The following is an 18,712-nucleotide window of genomic DNA, read 5'->3' as shown; positions in this document are numbered from 1 at the left end:
CGAGAATCGTCATATCCGGCAGATATGGAGATCATCCGCAGTGTCCGTTCGCGGCTCGATGGCCCATGCGCTGCCGATCGGTCTAGAACTTCGTACGCTGTACGCGGTACTGTCGCCCCCGGTCGGATAGGACGAAGGGGACGAAAGTGACGATCTTGGTGACGGGTGCGACCGGGAACATCGGCAGGCGGGTCGTGGACCACCTGCTACGGGCCGGCGCGACCGAGGTCCGGGCGCTGACGAACAACCCGGTGAAGGCAGCGCTGCCGCCTGAGGTCGAGGTCGTCGAGGGGTACCTGGGGAGGGTCGAGACACTGCCCGCCGCCCTCGCCGGAGTCGACCGGATGTACCTCGCGCCGCTGGACGACACCGTGCGGGAGGTCGTTTCGCTCGCCGCGGAGGCCGGCGTCTCCCGGATCGTCGACCTGGCGGGCGGGAAGGCGACGTGGTGGGCAAGCATCGAGGTGGCGGTGGAGGAGTCGGGCGTCGCTTGGACGCACCTCGAGCCCGGCGAGTTCATGGACAACTACCTGATGTGGGCCGAACAGATCCGCACCACCGGCACCGTCCGCGACGGCTACCCCGGCGCCGCCTCGGCGCCCATCGACCTCGACGACATCGCCGCGGTCGCCGCCACCGTCCTCCTCGAGGAGGGGCACGTCGGAAAGGCCTACGAGCTGTCGGGTCCGGAGTCGATCAGCCGGGCCGAGATGGTGCGGCAGATCGGGCAGGCGCTCGGCCGCGACATCCCGTACGTCGAACTCCCGCACGACGAGGCGGTGGCGCAGCTGACGCCTGCCATGGGGGAGTTCGCGCGCTGGTACGTGGACGGAATGGCCGAGCTGGCCCGGCACCCGCAGCCCGCGGTGCCGACGTTCACGCAGCTCACCGGTCGGCCGGGCACGACGTTTGCCCGGTGGGCGGCGGCCAACGTGGGCGCCTTCCGCTGAGCGGGTGAGTGGTGCGAGGTCAGCCGGGAGGGGCAAACGGCTTGCGGCCAGGGACGAGTGCCACCCGTCCGATACCGCCGTAGCGGTTGGCGTACGACAGTGCCATGGCCAGGTCGGTCACGCCGTTGGCGCCCGAGCCGTCGAGGAACTGCACGCTGAGCACGCCGAAAGCTCTGCCGTTGCCGTCGAGGTAGCCGCTGCCGGAGTCGCCGGGACGGCCCGGAGGGTTGGTCAGAACGCGGTGGGAGCGCCCGCCGGTGCCTTCGCTGACGACATCGCCCTCCTTCACCACGGTGCCGCCGTTGTTGGGCTGGTAGCTGAACACCGGCTCCCCGGGCGTCAAGCCGTTGCTGTCGAGGGCGGAAGGGCCTCCCAGGATGGGCACGGTGGGGTCGACGGAACCGACGGCACCGGGGTCGACCTGCACGAGCGCGAAGTCGTTGAGAAGGCAGAGCGACTGGTCGCTCTCACCCCGTTGCTGCATCGTCGCCCACGAGCTGTAGGCCAGCCGCCCGTTGCTCCGGGTGCCGTTCTTGTCCTCGATGAGCACGGTGGTGCCCATCGGTAGCGACCGCTCCCGGCAACCGCTCAGGCCCATCGCCGTGCCCGCGCCCGCGCAGTGGGCGGCATACCCGAGGTATGTCTTCCCGCCGCCGCTGAACACGAACGCCGCAGTGCAGGCGTTCGCGCTGTTCTCGTCGATCGGGCTGAGCATGAGCACGCCGGGCGTGATGGTGCCGGCGGCCTGAGCCGCCGCAGGCCCGGTCACCGCGGCCTGATGCACGGCGGCCTTGTCCACCGCGGGCGCGCTCGGTGCGGCTGCCACAGCGACCGTTGGCCAGGCTAGGCCCAACACCGCGGCAGCGACCATGGCGGCGACGGCGCGAAAAACGCTGCGTCGACGGTGCACGGGGACCTCCTCGTGAGCGCTCGTGTTGGCTCCGGTGGACCGACTCTATGTGCCGTAGAGGGCTCCGGAGCGGTCGCGAGGGGGTGGTTTGCTGACGGAGCAGTGGACTAGTCAGGGCGGTGGGGTTAACCCCCTACCGGCGCATCCGGGTGCCACCAGCGGCGGCAGGCCCGGGATCTGTCAGGCTGGGTGTGCTCCCACCGTGTGAGCGTTTCGCCCGGGAGCGACCGCAACCGAGAGGACCTGCCTGTCGTGCTGGAAGTCGTGGCCGTCTGCGATGCGGTCCTCTACAGCTCGTGGCTGCTGCCCGTGCTCGTGATCCTCATCGCGATCGACGGACCGTTCCCGGTGCTTCCCAGCGAGACCCTCCTGATGACCGCGGCCGCCCTCGCGTTCGGGCGCCACGACGTGCTGGCCGTGGTTGCCCTGTTCGTGGTCGCGCTGGTCGGCTCGGTCGCGGGTGACCTCCTGGTGTTCGGCCTGGGCCGCTCCTCGCACCGGGTGCTGGCCCGCGCCGTCGAGGTGGAGGGCGGGCTCTCCTCGTGGGTGCGCCGTCGCCTGCTGCAGCGTCCCGCGGTGGTGCTGGTGGGGGCGCGGTTCATGCCGGGCGGACGCCTGCTGAGCACTGCGGCGGCCGGCCGCTTCGGGCTGGACGTGCCCCGCTTCCTGCTGGGCTCGGTTGCCAGCTCGGCCGCCTGGAGCGTCTACATGCTGCTGATCGGGCTGCTCCTCGGACCGATCACGGGAGGCAGCCCGCTGCTCAGCCTGGCCGCGGGAGTGGTGATGGCCGTGCTGACGGCCGGGGTGTTCGCCCTGGTGCAGCGCGTGAGGGCGATGCGAGCCGCCGCGGCCGCGCCGTCCGGCGTCGGACCTGCATTGGAGATGGTGGCTCCGCACTGATCGACGCCATACTTCGGCGCGTGGGCACACAGCGCTGGATGGCCGAGGTCGGCGAGGACAACGCGCGGTGGCTCGCCACCGAGAGTCGCACGGCGCTCCTCGCCTCCGAGTACCGGCCCCGGGCCGTCGGCGGGGGCTGCATCGAGTTCTCCGCCCTTGCCCTGGGCGCCTCCCGGGAGCTCGGTGAGGAAGAGGACGGCTACATCACCGACGACGGCGAGGGTCTGCGCGTCTGGATCGGTGACGACGCGTTCGAGCTGGAGCTCGTCGAGAACTGAGAGCGGCAGGCTCAACTGAGAGCACTGCTCTTGACGGAGCTGGGTCGGAGTGATTCACTTCTCCCGAACGAGAGCACCGCTCTCGAATTGGACGAGGAGAGAGTTCCCATGACGGACGCCCGCTACATCCGCGCCAGCCGCGGTACCGAGATCTTCAACGCCATCGTCACCGGGCTCACGCGCCTCGGCGTCAGCATCTACGGATCCCGCGTGCTGGCCGTGCGCGGCCGCAAGAGTGGGGAGTGGCGGACCGTCCCGGTCAACCTGCTCACGTACAACGGGGAGCGCTACCTGGTGGCCCCGCGCGGACACACCCAGTGGGTGCGCAACATGCGTGCCGCCGGGGGTGGCGAGCTGCGGGTCGGGCGGAAGGTCGAGGTCTTCACCGCCGAGGAGCTGCCCGACGACGTCAAGCCCGAAATCCTGCGGGAGTACCTGCGTCGCTGGAAGTTCGAGGTCGGAGTGTTCTTCGACGGGGTCGATGCCTCGGCGAGCGACGAGAAGCTGCGGTCCATCGCGCCGGGATATCCCGTGTTCAGGCTGAGCTGAGTGTCGGGAAGGTCAACCGGTGCCGGCGGAGGCTCCCCATTGTCCGCCGGCCCCGGTCACTCATCTCAACGCACGAACATTCGTCGGGTTTCGGTCGTTCTGCACTCTCCGTCGAGTGGGGGAATACGGCCTGTGATCGGCTTGACGCCCGGTGGGAGGCCCTGAGCGGCCGACGGCGATCTGGCAACGGTGAGTGGGCGCGTCGCCGCGGGGAGTGCGCGCGCCACATTGCGCGCGCCGTCGCTGTGGCGTTTCCACCCATGGCCGACGGGCCCCGTGCTTCGTAGCGTCCTCGCAGCCCCGCGTGTGCTCGAGGAGGAGTCATGCTCCAGCGTTCCGGTCGTTCCCCAGCGGCCTTGCTCATCGCCGTCCTGGCCGTGGTCCTCACCGCCTGCGGCGCGCCCGGATCCGGCGGTCAGGACTCCGGCGGCGACAGCGCCACGGCGCCGTTCCGGGTCGGGTTGGTGCACTCCACCACCGGCCCCCTCGCCAGCTACGGCGAGCAGTACGCAGCCGGGTTCACGGCAGGTCTGGACTACGCGACCGGTGGCACGGGGCAGGTCAACGGGCGCAAGGTCGAGGTCACCGAGGCCGACGACGCGGGCGACCCCGCCAAGGCCGTCGCCGCCGCCACCGATCTCATCGGCCAGGGCTACAAGGTGATCGCGGGCTCGACGGCATCGGGGGTGGCGCTGCAGGTGGCGCCGCTGGCCGACGAGAACCAGGTGTTGTTCATCTCCGGTCCCGCTGCGACCGACGCCGTCACCGGGGCGAACGAGTACACGTTCCGCTCGGGCAGGCAGACCTACCAGGACGTGCTGACGGCGGGCACGATCGTCGGAGACCCGGCGGGGCGGTCGGTGATCGTCTTCGCTCAGGACAGCGCGTTCGGCCAGGCCAACGCCCAGGCGGTGACCGCGGTGCTCGGGGCGAAGGGCGCGCGGGTCACCCCCGTGCTGGTGCCTGCCGGTGCCACCGACCTCACGCCGTTCGCCCGGCAGGCCGTGGACGCTGCGCCGGATCTGCTCTTCGTGGCCTGGGCGGGCGCCAACGCCACGCAGATGTGGCAGTCGCTGCAGCAGCAGGGCGCCTTCGAGGCGTCGACCGTGGTGACCGGGCTCGACATCAAGGCCACCTACCCGATCTTCGGGCCGGCCGCCGACAAGATCCACTTCCTCTCGCACTTCTTCCCCGGTGCCACCGACAACGAGGCATACAAGGCGCTGGAGGCAGGTCTGGCCAAGCAGGGCAAGGAGGTCGACCTGTTCACCAACGACGGCTTCGTGGCGGCTCAGATGGTGGTGCACGCCCTGCAGGAGGGCGGCGACGACCCGGCGGTGATGGCCAAGTCGCTCGAGGGCTGGACGTTCCTCGGCCCGAAGGGCGAGTCGACGATCCGCTCGGCGGACCACGCGGTGCTGCAGCCGATGTTCACCGCCCGGCTCACGCCCACGGCGGACGGTGGCTTCGCCCCGCAGCTCGTCGACACGCTCCCCGCGGACGCGGTGGCGCCGCCCGTCGTGCCCGCGAAGTGAGCTCGCTGAGCGCCACCGCGACGGCGGCACCGGTGCTCGCCGCCCGCGGCCTCGGGTGGGTCGTGGGCGGTGCCGTGATCCTCGCGGACGTGGACCTCGACGTCCGCGACGGCGAGCTGCTCGCGATCATCGGCCCGAACGGCGCGGGCAAGTCCACCCTGCTGCACCTGCTCTCAGGCGTGCGGCGGCCGACGAGCGGCACCGTCGAGCTGGGCGGGCGGGACGTGACCCGCGCGTCCGCTGCCGCCCGCGCCCGCCACGGGCTGGGCCGGACGTTCCAGACCTCCAGCCTCTTCGGTGGACTGACGGCCCGGGAGAACGTCCGCCTCGCCGTGCAGAGCCGCCGTGCGGGCCCGCTGTCCGTGCTGCGTGGTGCGCAGGGACGTGCCGAGCTCGCCGAGTCCGACGCGCTGCTCGAACAGGTCCGGATGACCCACCGCGCAGAGGCGACCGCGGGCGAGCTCTCCCACGGCGACAAACGCAAGCTCGAGATCGCCATCGCTCTCGCCCGGCGGCCGTCCGTGCTGCTGCTCGACGAGCCGATGGCCGGGGTGTCGGTGGAGGACGTGCCGCCGCTGGTGGAGCTGATCGGCGGGCTGCGCGCAGGCGGAGTCAGCGTGGCGATGGTCGAGCACCACATGGACGTCGTGCTCGGGCTGGCCGACCGGGTGGCGGTGCTGCACCACGGGAGCCTGCTCGCCGTGGGCTCGCCCGCCGAGGTGACGGCCGACGCGACCGTGCAACAGGCGTACCTGGGGGAGGAGCTGTGAGCGCTGCGCAGCAGTCCGCTCGCGGGGGCGAGTCGGCAGCCGAGCTACCCGGGCCGGTGCTCGCGCTGGACGACGTCCACGTGCGCATCGGTGGCTCGCACATCCTGCAGGGAGTCTCGTTGTCGGTCGCTCCGTCCGGGGTGACCGCGCTGCTCGGACGCAACGGCGTCGGGAAGACGACCACCCTGCGTGCCGTCGTCGGGCTCGTCCCGCGCACCGGTTCGATCCGGCTCGCGGGCGACGAGATCGGCCGCGGGCGCACACCGTGGGTGGTACGCCAGGGCGTCGGCTACGTACCCGAGGACCGCGAGGTGTTCGCGACGCTCACCGTGGCCGAGAACCTGCGGCTGGCCTGCCCCGACCCCGAACCGGAACGCGCGGCGCTGGTGCACGAGCTGTTCCCGGAGCTGTCAGAGCGCAGCCGGCAGCGCGCCGGGACCCTGTCCGGCGGGCAGCAACAGATGGTGGCGCTCGCGCGGGCGTTGCTCCCGCCGAGCAGGCTCCTGCTGATCGACGAGCCGACGAAGGGCCTCGCCCCCCGGCTCGTCACCGAGGTTGCGGCCGCGCTGGAACGGGTGGCGCAGGTGACGCCGGTGCTGCTGGTGGAGCAGAACCTCCCGGTGGTGCGCCGGCTCGCGGAGGACGTCGTGGTGCTCGACGCCGGCCGCGTCGTGCACACGGGACGGGCCGACGAGCTGCTCGCCGACGCCGGGCGCACCCGTGAGCTGCTCGGGGTGGGGAGCCGGTCGTGAGCGAGCTTACGAGCGAACGAAGCGAGGGCCTGCGGTGAGTACGTTCGTGTTGCTGCTGGCCACGGGCCTCGGGCTCGGGGCGCTGTACTTCCTCGTCGCCTCGGGTCTGAGCCTGATCTACGGACTGATGGGCGTGCTGAACTTCGCCCACGGTGCGTTCCTCGCCGCCGGTGCCTACGCCGCCTGGTGGGCCGCCTCGGGTGGACTGCCCGGGGCGAGCGGGAACGGCTGGGGCTTCGTGCTGGCCACCGTGTTCGGCGTGGCGGTCGGAGCCGTGGTGGGAGCCGGAGTGGAGCTGCTGCTGATCCGCCCGCTCTACCGCCGCCACATCGAGCAGGTGCTGGTCACCGTCGGGCTCGGGCTGGTGGGCGTGGCGCTGCTGCGTGGCGTGTGGGGTGCCGACCCGCTGCCGTTCCCCCGGCCCGCGATCGCGTCGGGCGTCACGACGATCGGTGGCGCCGCGATCCCCAACGACCGCTTCGTGCTGCTCGTCGCCGCGATCGCCGTGCTGCTCGGACTGCTGGCGCTGCTCCGGTTCACGCGGATCGGGTTGATCATCAGGGCCGGGGTGGAGAACCGGGCGATGGTCGAGGCGTTGGGCATCGACGTGCGCCGCACGTTCACGCTGGTCTTCGCCATCGGCGGTGCGGTCGCGGCGCTCGGCGGCGTGCTCGGGTCGGTGTACCTGGGCAGCGTCTCGCCGGGTCAGGGCACGTCGTTGCTGATCTTCGCGTTCATCGTCGTCGTGATCGGCGGCCTCGGCTCGCTGACCGGATCCGCGGTGGCCGCCGTCGTCGTCGGGCTGGTGCAACAGCTCGCCAACTACTACACGGCTTCGGGGGTGGGCGACCTGTCGGTCGTGCTGCTGCTCGCGCTGGTGCTGCTCGTGCGCCCCGGCGGTCTGACGGGGAGGGCAGCAGCGTGAGTGATCGTGCGAGCGCGGGCGCGACGGGCCTCGTGGAGCAGGTGCGGCAGCGCGCGACGGCGGGCGAGGCCCCGCGGCGGCGGGCCGGGTGGCGCTCCGCCGTGGCGCCGGTGGTCGTCCTCGTGGTGCTCGCCGCCCTGCCGTACGTCTCGGTGCCGCTGCCCGGCGTGCTGCCGGGGCTGGTGAACAGCCCGGGTTCGATGCAGCTGCTGGCGCTCTGCCTGGTCTTCGGCGGTGTCGCGCTGTCCTACGACCTGCTCTTCGGACGTACGGGGCTGCTGTCGTTCGGCCACGCCCTGTTCGTCGCCGCCGGCTCCTACACGGCCGCCCTGGCGCTGGCCCGTCCCGGCGTCGGGCTGGGCGCGGCCGTCGGGATCGCGGTGGTGGTGGGCGTGGTGCTGCCGCTGGTGGTCGGCGCGGTCGCGCTGCGCGTCACCGGCATCGCGTTCGCGATGGTGACACTGGCGTTCGCGCAGGCCGGATCGATCCTCGTGCTGCGCAACCCCGGCGGCCTCACCGGCGGTGAGGAGGGCCTGCCGCTCAACCGTGACGGGCTGCCGGATCTGCTGGTCGGCGTGGTCAACGCCCCGTACCGGTACTGGCTGGCGCTCGCGTACCTCGCGATCTGCTGGGCCGTGGTCGCGTGGCTGGTCCGCTCGCGCGCCGGTCACGTCTGGGCGGCCGTTCGGGAGAACCCCGAGCGCGTCGCGGTGCTGGGCCTGTCGGTGTACCGGTCGCAACTGCTCGCCGTGCTGGTGGGAGGGCTGCTCGGCACGCTCGGCGGAGTGGCCCACCTGCTGGTGGTGGGCGGCGCCACCCCCTCGCTCACCACCAGCGAGCTGACGCTCGGGCTGCTGGTGATGGTGGTGCTGGGCGGTGCCGGCAGCAGGTGGGGCGCTGTGGTCGGCGGGGTGCTCTACACCTACCTCGACAACCGTCTGCTGGAGCTCGCCGGTTCCGACACGGTGGCCGGGCTGCCGGCCGTGCTGCGCGTGCCGCTCTCGGAGCCGACGTTCGTGCTGGGCGCTCTGTTCGTCGCGGTGGTGTTCTTCGCCCCCGGCGGCCTGGTCGGCCTGGTGCGCCGTCGGCGGGCGCCGGCTGCGTGACGAACGACCGGAAACATATATTACGCAGGGCAATTGGCGCTCGGAACGCGGTTCTCCGGCGTGACGTCTGGCATGGGTGACGCAGTCTTTTCGAAACCGTGGCTACTTTCGACGGCGGTACGCGAAGTCGCACTCATACCTGTCGCGGATGGGACATGTTGAATCCAGTAATCGGCGATAACGCCCGGAACGATGTCGAGTTCGCGGTGGACATCTGATGGGTGTCGAGCTGCCACAGGGGGCCAAGGATCTGCTGGACGGACGAACCTACGTCGTGCTCACCACGATCCGTTCGGATGGCGGCCCCCAGTCGGTGGTGACGTGGGCGTCGCGGGACGGCAACGACGTGCTGATCACGACCCGGCGGGGAGTGGCCAAGGAGGTCAACATCAACCGGGACCCGAGGGTCTCGGTCTGCTTCTTCGACCCGGGCCGCCCGGGCGAGGCCTACACGGTCTACGGCTCTGCGACGCTGTCCGAGGAGGGAGCGGACGACCTGGTGGCCGAGCACTCCGGGAAGTATGTGCCCACCAGGCCCGACCCGGTGACGTACCTCCGCCGCAAGGGCGACGACTTCACCTCTCCCAACGTCGTCATCCGCGTGACGCCGGAGAAGGTACGCGAGCACCACTGAAGCGCCGGCACGGCCGGCTGATCGCCGACCGCCGGACGATCGGTCTGGTGCGGCGACGATGATCGCCGCGAGATCGGGGTTTCGGCCCTCCGGAGGGCCGAAACCCCGATCTCACCGCGATCTATCGGTGATGCGCACCGTCGGCGCCAGGAAGTAGACGGTGATGGTGAGCAGGCCCACGCAGGCGAGGGCCGATCGGTACCCGATCGTCTCGGCGAGCGGGCCGACGAGGACCGGGCCGATGAGGAAGCCGATGTAGCCACACGTCGCTACAGCGGCGATCGCCTGCCCCGGGTTCTCGGGCTGCCGCTGAGCCGCGCTGCTCCAGGCGAGGGGAACGATCGCTGCGACGCCGAGCCCGATCACGACGAACCCGAGAATGCCGAACGCCGGCACGGGCGCGGCCGCGACCAGCGCAAATCCTGCCACGGTGATCACCGCTGCGACCCGCATGGCGGTCACGACGCCGATCCGGCCGGTCAACCGGTCGGCCGTGAGCCGGACCACGATCATCGCGATGGAGAAGGCGACGTAGCCCAGCGACCCGACGGCTTCGGATGCGCCGCTGACGCTCGTCAGGAAGACCGCGCCCCAGTCGTTGACCGTGCCTTCGGCGATGAACCCCGCGAACGCGACCGCCCCCATCGGGATCACGGCCTTGCTCGGCAACGAGAAGGCCGACTGGCCTTGCCCTTGATCGGGTCCACCGAGGAAACACCGGGTTGTCGCCCACAGCGCGATCAGGAGCAGGACGGCGGCCGCAGCGGGAAAGTGCACGCCGATGGGGATCTGCAGGGCGGCCGAGAGGCCGGCGATGCCCGATCCGGCGAGCCCGCCGACGCTCCAGAACGCGTGGAACCCGGCGAAGATCGGCCGCCCGTAGACCTGCTCGACGCGAGCCGCGTGCGCGTTCATGGAGACGTCGATCAGGCTGTTGCCCGTTCCGAGAACGACGAGTGCCGGAACGAGAACGGCGAGGTTCGGCGCGAACGCGACGAGCGGGAGACCGGCACAGAGGATCAATGCTCCGGCGATCGCACCCTTCCGGCTGCCGATCGCGGTGATCAGCGGCCCGGCCGCCATCAGCGCGGCGACCGAACTGGCAGCCAGACCGAACAAGCCGACGGCGAGCTCGCCGGCCCCGAGCCCCAGGTTCTCCTGCACCGCAGGCACCCGCGCCGCCCAGGTGGCGAACGCGGCACCACAGACGGTGAAGACGACCGAGACGCCGACACGTGCGCGCCGGAGGACTTTCGGCGAGCCGGACGCGCATTGGTTCATGATCGGGAGCGAACCAAAGCGCGTTGATCTTGTGGACGGCGCGGTCAGCTTCCGCGGAGCTTGCGCAGCCGCAGCGCCAGTTGGATCTCCAACGCCCGGTCCGGGCACTGCCAGTCCTCGCCGAGCAGCGAGGCCACCCGCTCCAGCCGCTGGGCCACCGTGTTGACGTGGACGTGCAGCAGGCCCGCCGCACGCCGTGGGCTGCTGCCCACCGCGAAGTACGCCTCCAGCGTGCCGAGCAGGTCGCTGCCGCGCCTGTCGTCGTACGTCGCGACCGCGCCGAGCACCCGGTCCAGGTAGCGGTCCACGTCCGCAGGCGCGCTCGTCACCAGTCCCGCGAACCCGAGGTCGCGCGCCGATCCGGCCCGGATCCCGATCGCCGCGAGCGCGTCGGTCACGCGGCGGGCCTCGACGTGTGTGTCGTGCAGACCCGCCGCGGGCACGACCGGGCCCGTCGCGCCCACCGTCAGCTTCGCGTCGTCGGTTCCCAGCCGGCGCGCCAGTACGGCAGCGACGGCCGAGGGGTCCTGCCCCGGCACGACGGCCACGACCTCCCCGTGGTGGTCCCCGGCCAGCCCGCGGCCGTCCCCGGCGGTGGCCGCGGCCAGGTGCACGCCCAGGCGCGCGCCCCGGCACACCGCCAGGATGTGCGGAGTGTGCAGGCGCAGGCCCAGCAGCCTGCCGCGCTCGACGAGGGTGGCGTCGACCGTGCCGTCGGGCCGGGCGAGCAGGTCGGCGAGCAGGTCGGTGCGTACCCGCTGGTCGGACTCGGCCGCGCGGAGCCGGAAGAGCAGCACGAGCGCGGTCACCATCGCTGCCCGCTCGACCGTGCGGCCCTGCCCGCTGTCCAGCGGCGGGCAGCCACCGAGGACGAGGGTGCCCAGCCGCTGCCCTGCAGCGCTCACCACCGCCGCCGACAACCCGTCGGCCTCCGCGAGCCTGCCCGACGCGGCCGAGCGGCGCACCGCCTCCGCTGTGGCCAACGGGTCGTGGTCGGGGCCCGCGTCGGGCGCGGGACCGTACGACGCGATCCGCTGGTCGTCGACGTCGAGTACCGCGACCCAGCATCCGAGGATCTCGCCGAGGGCCGCGGCGATGTCGTCGACTCCGCCCCCGGACAGCACGACTCCGGCGAACCGGTCGTGCGCCGCCGCGGCCTGCTCGATGCCGGCGTGCGCGCTCGACAACGCGGCGAGCGCCTGGGCGGTCTCGGCGGCACGCCGCGACTGCACCAGCGAGACGGCGGCGAGCGCGGACAGCGAGCCGAGCAGCGCCACCTCGCTGCGGGCGAACGGCCGGCGGGTGCGGTTGGCGGCGAACAGCACACCGACGAACTCGCCGTCGACGACGAGGGGAGTGCCGCAGATCGCGACCAGGCCCTCCTCGTCGACGGCGGCGTCGATCTCTGTGGTGTGCGCGTAGCGGTCGTCGCCGGGATAGTCCGCCGTCCAGTACGGCCGTCGCGTCTGCGCCACCAGGCCGCCGAGCCCGGCGCCCTGCGGCAGCCGCAGGGCCTGGAACCGCGCCGACACCGACCCTGCGGTCGCCCGCATGAACGTGTCGCCGCGCTCGGCATCGGCCAGTGTCAGGTAGGCGACATCCGTGCCGAGCAGGCTGCGGGCCCGCCGCACGATCGCGTCGAGCACCCCGCCGGGATCGGGCCGCGAGGCGAGGTCCCGCGCGATGTCGACGAGGGCCGACAGCTCCGCCTCGCGCCTGCGGTGAGCATCGATGCCGCTGCGCACCCGCAACGCGAGCTCGCGGGCGACCGCCCCGCTCTGGGGGTCGGCCTCCGCGAGCACGCGCGCCTGCTCGTCGATCCGTTCCGCCGGAGCGTCCTGCGCGAGCAGGCGCAGCAGCTCCAGAGCGGTGCGGGACACGGCGGCGATCATGCCACCGCCGTGATCGGTGTTCAGCGGGCCGCGCTACGGGAGAGCGCGGGGTCCGCCGCGAGGTCACGGGTGCGGGTCTCGCCGTAGGTGGCGACCGCGAGGATCGTCACCAACGCGCTGAGCGCCACGTACACCGCGACCGCGTAGCCGCTGTCGAACTCGGTGTACAGGGCCACCGCGATCACCGGGGCGAGCCCGCCCGCCACCACGGATGCGAGCTGGTATCCGATGGAGACGCCCGAGTAGCGCACCTTCGTGCCGAACAGCTCGGACAGGAACGCGGCCTGCGGGCCGTACATGGCGCCGTGGAAGACGAGCCCTCCGACGACGGCGAGCGTGGTGAGCCAGAAGTTCTCGGTGTCGATGAGCGCGATGAAGGCGAACGCCCAGACGCCGACGCCCCCGGCCCCGATCAGGTACACCGGCTTGCGCCCGATGCGATCGGACAGCGCGCCCCACAGCGGGATCGTCACCAGGTGCACGGCCGCGCCGATCAGCACGGCCCCGAGCACGAACGAGCTTGAGAGCCCGAGCCGCTGCGTCGCGTATGTCGTGATGACGATGGTGAAGATGTAGTAGGAGACGTTCTCGGCGAACCGGGCGCCCATCGCGGTGAACACCTCCCGCGGGTAGCGGCGGAACACGTCGATGATCGGCATCGTCTCCTTCTCGCCGGCCGCGGCCGCAGCGGCCGCGCGAGCCTGCGCGTCCTTGAACACGGGCGACTCCTCCACGGACAGCCGCACGTAGAGGCCGATCAGCACCAGCACCGCGGAGAGCAGGAACGGGATCCGCCAGCCCCACGAGAGGAAGTCGTCGGAGGGTTGGAGTGCCGAGAGCAGGAACAGCAGACCGTTGGCGAGGAGCTGGCCGAAGGGCACCCCGGCCTGCGGCCAGCTCGCCCAGTAGCCGCGCCGCGCCGGATCTCCGTGCTCGGAGACGATCAGTACCGCCCCGCCCCACTCACCGCCGAGCGCGAAGCCTTGTACGAGTCGCAGGATCACCAGGAGCAGGGGCGCCGCCACCCCGATCGTGGCGTAGCCAGGGAGCAGGCCGATCGCGAAGGTCGCGATGCCCATCAGCACCAGGCTGACCACGAGCAGTGTCTTGCGGCCGATCTTGTCGCCGAAGTGGCCGAACACCAGACCGCCGACCGGTCGCGCGATGAACCCGATGGCGAACGTGCCCAACGCGAGCAGCGTGCCGGCGGCCGGGTCGCTCGACGGGAAGAAGACCGCCGGAAAGACGACGGCCGCCGCCACCCCGTAGAGGAAGAAGTCGTACCACTCGACGGTGGTGCCGGCCATGCTGGCCGCCACCACCCTGATGATGTTGGATGAGGATTGTTGCTGGTCGACCACGTTGTCTACCCCGTTTCCTCTACTAGTGAGCTGTCCAGCCGCCGTCCATGGTCAGCGACGATCCGGAGATGGACGGTGACGCCGGTCCGTAGAGCACAGCGGCGAGTTCGGCCACCTCGTCGGGTTCGACGAGCCGTTTCACCGCCACCGGGCCGAGCATCACCTGTTCGATCACGGCGTCCTCGTCGATGCCGTGCGTGCGCGCCTGGTCCGCGATCTGTCGCTCCACGAGCGGCGTGCGGACGTAGGCGGGGTTGATGCAGTTGCTGGTGACCCCGTGCGCCGCGCCCTCCAGTGCGATCACCTTCGACAGCCCTTCCAGGCCGTGCTTCGCGCTGATGTAGGCGGCCTTGAATGGGCTCGCGCGCAGGCCGTGCACGCTGGAGATGTTGATGACCCGGCCCCAGCCGCGGTCGTACATGTGGGGCAGCGTGCGCCGGGCGAGCCGGAACGGAGCCTCCAGCATCACGCGCAGGATCAGCGAGAACCGCTCGGGGTCGAACTCGTGAACGGGCGCGACGTGCTGCAGGCCGGCGTTGTTGACCAGTACGTCGACGGCGGCGGGTAGCGCGTCGACTGCGCCGAGGTCGCCGAGGTCGCAGGGCAGTGGCTCGACCTGGGGCACGGTGTCGGCGAGCGCCTTGAGGCCCGCCTCGTCACGGTCGACCGCGAGCACCGAGGCACCGTCGTCCGCCAGCCGTCGCACGATCGCGGCGCCGATTCCCGACGCCGCACCGGTGACCAGCGCGGTGCGCCCGGCCAGCAGCGGTGTGGATGAGGTCATGCCGGAAAACGCTACGGCGGCGGCGGCGGATTTACGCGGTGCCGGGACACCAGGGATGGGCGGATGGATGTGTCGGGCGCCCACATACCGGCGCCCGACCTCCGGAGGCGCTTCTCAGATGTGCCGAAAGCCCGGGTGCACGCCCGGGGTGAGGCCCTGGTCCTCTGCCACACGGAGGAGCAGGGCGCGCAGTCGCGCCTGATCGTCGGTGTCCAGGCTTCGCAGTATCGCCTCGTCGTGCTCACGGCCGACGGTGCTGATCCGATCCATGATCGCCTCGCCGTCCTCGGTGAGGTACAGGGCGTGCAGGCGCCGGTCGCCCGGGTTGCGGCGGCGCTCGACCAGCCCGCGGTCGGCGACCGAGTCGACCAGTCCGACCAGCCGGCTCGGCGGCGTGCCCAGCAGTTGCGCCATGGTCTGCTGGCTCTGCCCGGGATCGGCGGCGATCGCCCGGAGCAGGCCTGTCTGTGCGGGCGTCAGATCAAGTGCTGCGATCCGCTCGGTGAAACGGGCCGCGGCGTGCGCGCCGAGCGCTGCGAGCAGGAACGCGGCCCCTGGCGGGTCCTCGAGGCGGGGGACGGACGCAACCACGCCGAAGACCGTACCAGTTGACAAATCGTTTACGTCGCAGAACGATTCACGCTGCCAACGATGCTAGGGAGGGGACGAGATGAGTGACAGAACGTTTCGGTTCGGAGCCGTGGCGACGCCGACCGGCACCCCCGACGAGTGGATCGCCACCGCCCGCCGGGTCGAGGAGCTCGGCTACTCGTCCCTCCTGATGCCCGACGGCCTGCAGCTGCTCGCGCCGTTCTCCTCGCTGGCCGTGGCGGCACACGCGACCAAGGCCCTTCGCGTCGGCACGTTCGTGCTGGCGAGCCCGCTGCGTCCGCCGCTGGGTGCTGCATGGGAAGGACACTCGCTCGCGGTCCTCAGTGGCGGTCGCTTCGAGTTCGGCATCGGCACCGGACGCCCGGCCGTGCGGGAGTTCGCGGAGCGCATCGGCCTCCCGTTCGGCACGGCCGCGCAGCGGCTCCAGCAGGTGGGCGAGAGCATCGACCACCTGCGCGAGCTCGACGGCTCGGAGCGGCACACTCCGGTGCTGGTCGCCGCGGGCGGTCCCAAGGCGATCGCGCTCGCCGCGGAGAAGGCCGACATCGTCACGCTCGCCGCCGCGCCGCTCGCGACCCGGGACGAGATGGCGGGCATGGTGCGCACGCTGAACGATGCGGCGGGTGCACGGGCCGACGACATCGAGCGCGCGATGAACCTGTTCGTCGTGGGCACCGAGGTGCCGCCGTGGATCCAGGGGTTCATCGGGTTGGACGCCGCCACCTTGATCGCGCACGACTCACTCGTGATGCTCCGGGGCAGCACCGCCGAGATGGCCGACGAGCTGCGGCGCCGGCGCGACACCTTCGGCGTGTCCTACATCAGCGTCAACAGCGCCTTCCTCGAGCAGCTCGCGCCGGTGGTGGAGCAACTCGCCGGCACGTGACGGGCGGCTGTCAGCTGCCGGCTGCCCGAAGCCAGCCGAGCACCTGCTCCGCGTGCTCCCCTGGCGGGAACACCGGATAGAAGACGTGCTCGATCGTTCCGTCGCGCACGATCAGCGTGATGCGCTTGTAGAGCGTCATCCCGTCGGCCTCGAACGTCGGCAGGCGCAGGGCGTCGGCCACCCGGAGGTCCTCGTCGGAGATCATCGCGAACGGCAGCCGGAGCCGGTCGACGGCCTCGCGCTGGTAGTCGGTGTCCTGGCTGGAGAGGCCGTAGACGGCCTGGGCGCCCGCGGCCCTGAGGTCCTCGTAGTGGTCGCGGAACCCGCACGACTCGGGCGTGCAGCCGCGGGCCCCCGGGATCTCGTCCCACCCGGTCGGCAGGTCGGCGCCCGGCCTGCCGGTCATCGGATAGATGTAGAGAACCGTGCGACCGGCGCCGAGCGTGGCCAGGTCGAGCGTCTCGCCGCCGGTGGTGGGCAGCACCACGGCCGGCATCGGGGTGCCGGGCAGATGGTCGGCGGCTCCGTCGTCGACGGGGCGCGGCAGATCGTCCGGGAGGGTCTGCGGGTCGGTCACGGGTACTCCTGAGCGCTCGGGACGTTCGACGGGCCCGGCAACGGCTCTCTCGGGCTCGCCCCGACGGTAATCCTCAGGGGCACGGCTCGGGCGGCCGAAGACGCTCGTGCGGATGTGGTGCCGTGGCGCAGGGCAGCGCCGCGGCTACCCCCCGCACGCGCCGGGCCGATCAGTCCGATCCAGGCGGCACGGGCGGTGGGCAATGGTCCGTGCAGGCGCTTAGCCTCGGCCCGTGCAGGAGGAGAAGGCGCAGGGAACCCCCGAGGCGAATCCGCGGGAGGGCGGGGGCGAGAGCACCCTCACCGTCCTGGTCGCCACGGCCGTCAATGCCCTGATCGCGGTGCTGAAGTTCGTGGCCGGGCTGCTCACCGGCTCGGCGGCGATGCTCGCCGAGGCGGCGCACAGCGTCGCCGACACCAGCACCGAGCTACTCCTACTCACGGCGCTACGGCAGTCGACCCGGCGCCCGGACCGGCGCCACCCCTTCGGCTACGGGAAGGCCCGCTTCTTCTGGGCGCTGATCGCCGCCGTGTGCATCTTCGTCTCCGGTGCCGTGTTCGCGTTCATCGAGGGCATCCGGGCGATGCTGGGCAGCGACGCCGAGCAGACGCTGGCGTGGGTGGCCTACGCCGTGCTCGGCGGGTCGTTCGTGCTCGAGGGCATCTCGTGGCTGCAGGCGGCGCGCCAGGTACGCCAGGAGTCCGCGAGCGAGGGCGTCTCGTTCAGTACCTGGCTGCGCACCACCGACGACCCGACGGTGAAGAGCGTGTTCTTCGAGGACACCGCGGCGCTGATCGGCCTCCTGCTCGCCTTCGGCGGCGTGGCGCTGCACCAGGTCACCGGCTCGGGATTCTGGGACGGGCTGGCCTCCGTGCTCATCGGCTTGCTGCTCACCGGCGTGGCGTTCATCCTGGGACGGACGAACGCAGGGCTCCTCATCGGGCGCCAGGCGAACCAGCGCACCCTTTACGCGATGCGTGACGCGCTCGCCGCCCGGCCCGAGGTCGACCAGGTCGTCGACCTGCTCACGATGACCGTGGGCACCGACCAGGTGCTGCTCTGCGCGCGGCTGGACTTCGACGACCGGCTCGACGTGGCGTCGCTGGAGCGGGCGTGCGTCGAGATCGACGCCGACCTGCACGCCCGCTTCCCGGACCTGGAGGACGTCTTCCTCGAGCCCGTGCCACGTGCCGACCCGACGATGCGCCGGCGCGTGCTCGACCGTTACGGCGGGGCGGGAGCGCAGCGCTTGCGGGACGGGCTGAATGCCGCGGACTGAGGGTGCGGGCGGGCCGGGCCGGGAGCGGCGCCGTAAATGGTCCAGGAATCGTTGAATCAGTTTCAGGATTCGTGGCCTTCTCGTTTACCCGATGGGTCTCTCTCGGCCCGCCCGCGGTGGGGCTCGGAATGGGGGCTGGCCCCCATTCGGGTCGGGGGGTGCACCGGCCGGATCCTTCCTCTGTGGCGGCGAACACTTGGCACCACGTCAACGCCAGGAGGCCACCGTGACCGCTCCACCCGCATCCACCAGCCACGATGTCACCGCCGTTCCTCGCGCGGTCCGGCTCTCGGTCGTGATCTGGCTCGCCGCCATCGCCATGGGAGCGGCCGAGGCGCTCGTCTGGCTCCTGCTTCCGGGACCACCCGCGCCTACCGAACTCGCGGTCCGTTTCGCGATCTACACGGCCTTGGTCGTGCTCGTCCTGTCGCTGCACACGGGCCGCAACGCCGTCCGCTGGGCGGTGGCCGTTCTGCTCGGCGGGGTCGGCACGCTCTCGCTCGTCGTCGAACCGGTGGACTGGCTGCTGGCAGGCGGGTCACCCGCGGCGTTCCTCGCCACGGCCGACGGCCCGAGCCTGTTGATCACCGCACTACGGACGCTGCACATCGCGGCGGTGGCCGTGGCCCTGACGCTGCTGTTCCGCCCGAGCGCGACGCGCTATTTCCGGCGCCGCTGAGCGGCGCATCCGCGTCCGGAAACGCACGAACGGCGCTCTCGCCCGATAGTTC

General features: G+C 71.6%; 20 protein-coding genes. 13 read left to right on the top strand and 7 right to left on the bottom strand.

The window, feature by feature from the left end; translation table 11 throughout:
* Positions 1-146: 146 nt before the first annotated feature.
* Positions 147-950 carry an NAD(P)H-binding protein gene (locus tag ACQPZQ_RS36905; protein ID WP_433288748.1) on the top strand — a complete coding sequence of 268 codons (804 nt, stop codon included), beginning with the start codon at positions 147-149 and terminating at the stop codon, positions 948-950.
* Between the two features lie 19 nt (positions 951-969).
* Here ACQPZQ_RS36905 and ACQPZQ_RS36900 read toward each other — a convergent pair whose 3' ends face one another.
* Positions 970-1,860 carry a serine protease gene (locus ACQPZQ_RS36900; RefSeq protein WP_433288746.1) on the bottom strand — a complete coding sequence of 297 codons (891 nt, stop codon included), beginning with the start codon at positions 1,858-1,860 and terminating at the stop codon, positions 970-972.
* Between the two features lie 204 nt (positions 1,861-2,064).
* On the opposite strand from ACQPZQ_RS36900, the gene ACQPZQ_RS36895 reads away from it, so the two are divergent.
* From ACQPZQ_RS36895 to ACQPZQ_RS36855, 9 genes are all read left to right on the top strand, one after another.
* On the top strand, positions 2,065-2,760 hold the full coding sequence (locus ACQPZQ_RS36895; RefSeq protein ID WP_433288744.1) for a DedA family protein: 696 nt from the start codon (positions 2,065-2,067) through the stop codon (positions 2,758-2,760).
* Between the two features lie 20 nt (positions 2,761-2,780).
* Positions 2,781-3,038, top strand: coding sequence for a hypothetical protein (locus ACQPZQ_RS36890; RefSeq protein ID WP_433288742.1), 258 nt, complete (start codon positions 2,781-2,783; stop codon positions 3,036-3,038).
* A 108-nt stretch (positions 3,039-3,146) separates the two neighbouring features.
* A complete protein-coding gene (locus tag ACQPZQ_RS36885; protein WP_433288740.1) occupies positions 3,147-3,587 on the top strand; it encodes a nitroreductase family deazaflavin-dependent oxidoreductase in 441 nt (146 codons plus the stop codon).
* Positions 3,588-3,910: 323 nt separating this feature from the next.
* Entirely contained in the window at positions 3,911-5,122 is a 1,212-nt protein-coding gene (locus ACQPZQ_RS36880; RefSeq protein ID WP_433288738.1) for a substrate-binding domain-containing protein, read from the top strand.
* Positions 5,119-5,892, top strand: coding sequence for an ABC transporter ATP-binding protein (locus ACQPZQ_RS36875; protein WP_433288736.1), 774 nt, complete (start codon positions 5,119-5,121; stop codon positions 5,890-5,892). Before ACQPZQ_RS36880 ends, ACQPZQ_RS36875 begins: the two co-directional genes overlap by 4 nt.
* Entirely contained in the window at positions 5,889-6,644 is a 756-nt protein-coding gene (locus ACQPZQ_RS36870; RefSeq protein WP_433288734.1) for an ABC transporter ATP-binding protein, read from the top strand. The genes ACQPZQ_RS36875 and ACQPZQ_RS36870 overlap by 4 nt, the downstream gene beginning before the upstream one ends.
* 34 nt (positions 6,645-6,678) lie before the next feature.
* Positions 6,679-7,569 (top strand): branched-chain amino acid ABC transporter permease, encoded by an 891-nt coding sequence (locus ACQPZQ_RS36865; protein WP_433288732.1) that lies wholly within the window; start codon positions 6,679-6,681, stop codon positions 7,567-7,569.
* Positions 7,566-8,675 (top strand): branched-chain amino acid ABC transporter permease, encoded by a 1,110-nt coding sequence (locus ACQPZQ_RS36860; protein WP_433288730.1) that lies wholly within the window; start codon positions 7,566-7,568, stop codon positions 8,673-8,675. The genes ACQPZQ_RS36865 and ACQPZQ_RS36860 overlap by 4 nt, the downstream gene beginning before the upstream one ends.
* 217 nt (positions 8,676-8,892) lie before the next feature.
* Positions 8,893-9,309: a TIGR03618 family F420-dependent PPOX class oxidoreductase gene (locus tag ACQPZQ_RS36855; RefSeq protein WP_433288728.1), complete on the top strand. Its 417-nt coding sequence runs from the start codon at positions 8,893-8,895 to the stop codon at positions 9,307-9,309.
* Positions 9,310-9,420: 111 nt separating this feature from the next.
* Here ACQPZQ_RS36855 and ACQPZQ_RS36850 read toward each other — a convergent pair whose 3' ends face one another.
* The 5 genes from ACQPZQ_RS36850 to ACQPZQ_RS36830 all read right to left on the bottom strand — a co-directional run bounded on the left by ACQPZQ_RS36850 (position 9,421) and on the right by ACQPZQ_RS36830 (position 15,218).
* Positions 9,421-10,590: an MFS transporter gene (locus ACQPZQ_RS36850; protein ID WP_433288726.1), complete on the bottom strand. Its 1,170-nt coding sequence runs from the start codon at positions 10,588-10,590 to the stop codon at positions 9,421-9,423.
* Positions 10,591-10,634: 44 nt separating this feature from the next.
* Positions 10,635-12,470 carry a helix-turn-helix domain-containing protein gene (locus ACQPZQ_RS36845; RefSeq protein ID WP_433288724.1) on the bottom strand — a complete coding sequence of 612 codons (1,836 nt, stop codon included), beginning with the start codon at positions 12,468-12,470 and terminating at the stop codon, positions 10,635-10,637.
* Positions 12,471-12,502: 32 nt separating this feature from the next.
* Positions 12,503-13,789 carry an MFS transporter gene (locus ACQPZQ_RS36840; protein ID WP_433299535.1) on the bottom strand — a complete coding sequence of 429 codons (1,287 nt, stop codon included), beginning with the start codon at positions 13,787-13,789 and terminating at the stop codon, positions 12,503-12,505.
* Positions 13,790-13,865: 76 nt separating this feature from the next.
* Positions 13,866-14,627: a 3-hydroxybutyrate dehydrogenase gene (locus tag ACQPZQ_RS36835; RefSeq protein WP_433288722.1), complete on the bottom strand. Its 762-nt coding sequence runs from the start codon at positions 14,625-14,627 to the stop codon at positions 13,866-13,868.
* A gap of 114 nt (positions 14,628-14,741) precedes the next feature.
* Positions 14,742-15,218 (bottom strand): MarR family winged helix-turn-helix transcriptional regulator, encoded by a 477-nt coding sequence (locus ACQPZQ_RS36830; protein WP_433288720.1) that lies wholly within the window; start codon positions 15,216-15,218, stop codon positions 14,742-14,744.
* Between the two features lie 79 nt (positions 15,219-15,297).
* Here ACQPZQ_RS36830 and ACQPZQ_RS36825 point away from each other — a divergent pair, with 79 nt between their 5' ends.
* Complete coding sequence (locus ACQPZQ_RS36825; protein WP_433288718.1) at positions 15,298-16,125, top strand: LLM class flavin-dependent oxidoreductase; 828 nt, start codon at positions 15,298-15,300, stop codon at positions 16,123-16,125.
* A gap of 10 nt (positions 16,126-16,135) precedes the next feature.
* Here the strand turns inward: ACQPZQ_RS36825 and ACQPZQ_RS36820 are convergent, their stop codons facing one another.
* Positions 16,136-16,702, bottom strand: a complete 567-nt coding sequence (locus ACQPZQ_RS36820; RefSeq protein WP_433288716.1) for a peroxiredoxin — start codon at positions 16,700-16,702, stop codon at positions 16,136-16,138.
* Between the two features lie 232 nt (positions 16,703-16,934).
* On the opposite strand from ACQPZQ_RS36820, the gene ACQPZQ_RS36815 reads away from it, so the two are divergent.
* Positions 16,935-17,981 (top strand): cation diffusion facilitator family transporter, encoded by a 1,047-nt coding sequence (locus tag ACQPZQ_RS36815; protein ID WP_433288714.1) that lies wholly within the window; start codon positions 16,935-16,937, stop codon positions 17,979-17,981.
* A 226-nt stretch (positions 17,982-18,207) separates the two neighbouring features.
* On the top strand, positions 18,208-18,660 hold the full coding sequence (locus ACQPZQ_RS36810; protein ID WP_433288712.1) for a hypothetical protein: 453 nt from the start codon (positions 18,208-18,210) through the stop codon (positions 18,658-18,660).
* Positions 18,661-18,712: the final 52 nt, after the last annotated feature.

The organism is Pseudonocardia sp. CA-142604 (assembly GCF_050948475.1).
GTDB classification, from domain to species: Bacteria; Actinomycetota; Actinomycetes; order Mycobacteriales; family Pseudonocardiaceae; genus Pseudonocardia; species Pseudonocardia alaniniphila.
This window is presented reverse-complemented; position numbering and strand designations above follow the sequence as displayed.

Excerpts from the sequence above, each read along its gene's own strand:
- ACQPZQ_RS36885 (WP_433288740.1), top strand. The coding sequence starts at position 3,147 with ATGACGGACGCCCGCTACATCCGCGCCAGCCGCGGTACCGAGATCTTC.
- ACQPZQ_RS36880 (WP_433288738.1), top strand. The coding sequence starts at position 3,911 with ATGCTCCAGCGTTCCGGTCGTTCCCCAGCGGCCTTGCTCATCGCCGTC.
- ACQPZQ_RS36855 (WP_433288728.1), top strand. The coding sequence starts at position 8,893 with ATGGGTGTCGAGCTGCCACAGGGGGCCAAGGATCTGCTGGACGGACGA.
- ACQPZQ_RS36850 (WP_433288726.1), bottom strand. The coding sequence starts at position 10,590 with ATGAACCAATGCGCGTCCGGCTCGCCGAAAGTCCTCCGGCGCGCACGT.
- ACQPZQ_RS36840 (WP_433299535.1), bottom strand. The coding sequence starts at position 13,789 with ATGGCCGGCACCACCGTCGAGTGGTACGACTTCTTCCTCTACGGGGTG.
- ACQPZQ_RS36835 (WP_433288722.1), bottom strand. The coding sequence starts at position 14,627 with ATGACCTCATCCACACCGCTGCTGGCCGGGCGCACCGCGCTGGTCACC.
- ACQPZQ_RS36825 (WP_433288718.1), top strand. The coding sequence starts at position 15,298 with ATGAGTGACAGAACGTTTCGGTTCGGAGCCGTGGCGACGCCGACCGGC.